Annotated in this window: 4 protein-coding genes; 3 read left to right on the top strand and 1 reads right to left on the bottom strand. The window is 52.9% G+C overall.

Translation table 11 applies throughout. From position 1 onward, the window contains the following. Positions 1 to 238: 238 nt before the first annotated feature. A complete protein-coding gene (locus tag EDM54_RS25575) occupies positions 239 to 943 on the top strand; it encodes an alpha/beta hydrolase (protein WP_122959074.1) in 705 nt (234 codons plus the stop codon). Between the two features lie 2 nt (positions 944 to 945). Here the strand turns inward: EDM54_RS25575 and EDM54_RS26715 are convergent, their stop codons facing one another. After that, on the bottom strand, positions 946 to 1,119 hold the full coding sequence (locus EDM54_RS26715) for a hypothetical protein (protein ID WP_170208424.1): 174 nt from the start codon (positions 1,117 to 1,119) through the stop codon (positions 946 to 948). 153 nt (positions 1,120 to 1,272) lie between these two features. Here EDM54_RS26715 and EDM54_RS25570 point away from each other — a divergent pair, with 153 nt between their 5' ends. Both EDM54_RS25570 and EDM54_RS25565 read left to right on the top strand, forming a co-directional pair. Further along, the gene (locus EDM54_RS25570) at positions 1,273 to 1,782 is read left to right on the top strand and encodes a 2'-5' RNA ligase family protein (protein ID WP_003386617.1); all 510 of its coding nucleotides are present in this window, start codon (positions 1,273 to 1,275) and stop codon (positions 1,780 to 1,782) included. Positions 1,783 to 2,009: 227 nt separating this feature from the next. Then, positions 2,010 to 2,411: a GNAT family N-acetyltransferase gene (locus EDM54_RS25565; protein ID WP_051567433.1), complete on the top strand. Its 402-nt coding sequence runs from the start codon at positions 2,010 to 2,012 to the stop codon at positions 2,409 to 2,411. Positions 2,412 to 2,495: the final 84 nt, after the last annotated feature.

The raw sequence follows: 2,495 nt of genomic DNA, 5'->3' as shown, positions 1-2,495 counted from the left end.
CCACACCACCCTCCATCCAAACCAAGGAGCCGATAGGCTCCCCTCCTCCCCCTACTCCCGCAAAAAACACCTCTCCCCCAGACACCCCCAGCCTCTCCAGCCCCCCACACGACTGTATAATACGAAAACCACCCCCCAGCAGGTTCACCCGCTTCTTCCCCCACAACCCAAAAAGCTATTTTCCTCCCCCTTCCCTTTCTGCTACAGTAAAACCAACACCCCAAAGGAGGACAACGCAGTGGCACTTGACGAACTGATCCTCACCAGCAAACACCTGGGGACGACGGAGCGTCTCCTCGTCTACCTGCCGGAGCGATATTCCCCGCTCTATTCCTATCCGGTCCTGTATGTCCAGGACGGCGACGACTACCTGTCAATGGGACGTCTCGCCACTCTGCTTGAGGAAATGCACCGGGAAAAGGAAATCCCGAATCTCATCTCCGTTTTCCTTCCCGTAGACAAAGAACGCCGCTACGCCCGCTACCACCCGGACGGGGCGGAACACCAAAAGTACCTGCGCTTTCTCGCGGACGAAGTCGTCAGCGCCGTAGACAGCCGCTACTCCACCCACCCGCTGGGCATGGCCCGCACGCTATTGGGCGAGTCTTTGGGAGGCGTCGTCTCGCTGTTTGCAGCGCTCTCCTATCCTCATACCTTCGGCCAGGTGGCCTGCCAGTCCGCCGCTATGGACGCCGCCCTCAACCGCCGGGTGCAGGAGTCCGACTTCCCCGTACCGTTGCATGTCTATCTTGAGGTTGGACTCGAAGAAACGGCGGTAGAGACGAGCCGCGGCACCCTCGATTTGCTCCAGGCCAACGAAGCGCTGCGCGACATTTTGCAAACAAAAACGGTCACCCTGGCCTATGAGACCTTTGCGGGTGACCACACGTGGGGCTATTGGCAAGCCAACCTGCGGCGCATTCTTCCTGCGCTTTTCGGGTAAACTTACCTTGTCTGTTCTTCCTGAGGACCTTCTTCTTTTCCCGGGGAGACCAACGCCTCGTCGAATTCGGTTTTGCGGATTGCGGTGATGAGGGAAAAGGTAAGGAGGGACAGCAACAGAAGAACGAGAAAAATGAAGATGATCATCATAGCTGTTTTCACGATTGAATATAGCACCTCCCTGCTCCTTAACAGTCTGTCCCGAGCGGGGAGGAATATACAGGCTGACGCATAAGATTACACAAATGGAGAATTTTCTGTTAAAATAAGTTTATTGGATTTTTCCATGGGCTATATGGGATATGTAGAAACGAAAGAGGAGGGATTCACATGAAGTACAGTATCGTTGTATTTCCATCCAGCAAGGTGCAAGAAGTCGCCAACTCATACCGCAAACGTTACGATCCAGCTTACTCTTTGATCCCGCCGTATATTCGCCTGAAAGAAGCATTTGAACTCGACGAATCTCAGCTGCCTCATTTGGTAAGCCATTTGGAGCTGGTTGCAAATTCCACGGAAGCTTTTACTGCCAATTTCCACCGGGTTTCTTCGTTCCATCCGACCAACAACGTCATTTACTTGGCGGTCCAAAACAAAGAGCCGTTTGAACAGCTCCACGCCAAGATCGTAGAAAAGGTTGTGCAAGAAAAGGAAACGTATGCATTCGTACCGCATCTCACGATTGGCCGGGACCTCTCCAATGATGAGCTGCGCGACATTACCGGACAATTGAGCATGGTCAAGTTTGACCTCACCTCCGATGTGGACCGCTTCCATCTCATTTACGAGCTGGAAGACGGCATCTGGAGCGTGTACCAGACGTTCCTGCTGAAAAAATAAACATGGGGGCCTCCCCCTTGCGCCCTTCCCTGCTGCGGAAGGGCCTTTCCTTTTTGATTTGATACTGCATCGCGTCGAGCGCTATGAAAGGAAGAAAACCATTGACTGAACCGAAAATCCACCAAACAAACGAAACAGACAATCCAATCCAAAAGAACGACTCGCATGAGGCTAGCTCCTCAACCAAGAGCCCCTACCAAATCGAAGAGGTCAAGACTGACAAGCAAATGCAAGACGCTCTTTCAGTAAGACGCACTGTCTTCATTAAAGAGCAGCAGGTTCCAGAGGAAATCGAGATTGACTCGCACGACCGCATCGGCTCCGAAACCATCCATTTTGTCGTTTATAAGGAAGAACAGGCTGTAGGAGCAAGCCGTCTTCGTCCGTACGCACCCGAGGTTGGCAAAATCGAGCGGGTAGCTGTTTTGCAAAGCGAGAGAGGCACAGGGCTCGGACGCCTGCTGATGCTCGCTATGGAGGAAACTGCCCGCCGCCAAGGCTTCAAGCGCCTCAAGCTGAATGCACAGACCCACGCGCAGCGCTTTTACGAAAAGCTGGGCTACACTCCTGCAGGAGAAGTGTTTGAAGAAGCCGGAATTGAACACATCGCGATGGAAAAAGCGATCTAGCTTGGCATCCGTACAATCGCTTTGATCCCAAAACAAAACAAGCCCCGCTTACGGACGAATCCTCATTGAAGTGCACCCCTTAGA

Origin of the sequence: Brevibacillus borstelensis, from assembly GCF_003710865.1 — a bacterium.
Classification (GTDB): domain Bacteria; phylum Bacillota; class Bacilli; order Brevibacillales; family Brevibacillaceae; genus Brevibacillus; species Brevibacillus borstelensis.
The sequence above is the reverse complement of the archived record's forward strand: the minus strand, read 5'-3'. Positions and strand labels throughout refer to the sequence as shown.